Below are 781 nucleotides of genomic sequence, written 5' to 3' on the forward strand. Positions count from 1 at the left end.
TGTTGCGGGGTGGGCGGTTGGTGGTGGTGCCGTTCGAGGTGAGTCGTTCGCCGGGGGAGTTTTTGCGGTTGCTGGTGGATGAGGGTGTGACGGTGTTGAATCAGACGCCGTCGGCGTTCTATCAGCTGATGCAGGCGGATCGTGAGGCGCCGGATATGGGGGCGCGGCTGGCGTTGCGGTGGGTGGTGTTCGGGGGTGAGGCGCTGGATGTTTGGCGTTTGACGGAGTGGTTCGACCGGCATGGTGATAGTGATCCGGTGTTGGTGAACATGTATGGCATCACCGAGACCACGGTGCATGTCAGTTATGCGGCGCTGGATTCCCGTATCGCGAAATCAGGCGCGGGAAGTGTGATCGGGGTCGGAATTCCGGACCTCCGGGTGTATGTGCTCGACGGCGGTCTGCGGCCGGTGCCGGCCGGGGTGGCGGGGGAGATGTATGTCGGGGGTGCGGGTGTGGCGCGGGGTTATTGGAATCGGGCGGGTTTGACGGCGGGGCGGTTTGTGGCGGATCCGTTCGGTTCCGCGGGTGGGCGGATGTATCGGTCGGGGGATGTGGCGCGGTGGACGGACGAGGGTGTTCTGGAGTTTGTGGGGCGGGCGGATGACCAGGTGAAGGTGCGGGGTTTCCGTATCGAGTTGGGGGAGGTCGAGTCGGTTCTGGGGGAGTGTGCGGGGGTTGGTCAGGCGGTGGTGGTGGTCCGTGAGGACCGTCCCGGGGATAGGCGTCTGGTCGCGTATGTGGTCCCCGAGGCGGGCGTCGAGGTGGAGGCGAGTGGCCT

Annotated in this window: 1 protein-coding gene; it reads left to right on the forward strand. The window is 65.6% G+C overall.

All coding sequences use genetic code 11. The annotated features are described in order from the left end of the window. A partial coding sequence (locus NQU54_RS48685) for an AMP-binding protein (protein WP_257636674.1) occupies positions 1-781 on the forward strand: 781 nt, incomplete at both ends.

This window comes from Streptomyces malaysiensis subsp. samsunensis, from assembly GCF_024519315.1.
Classification (GTDB): Bacteria; Actinomycetota; Actinomycetes; order Streptomycetales; family Streptomycetaceae; genus Streptomyces; species Streptomyces malaysiensis.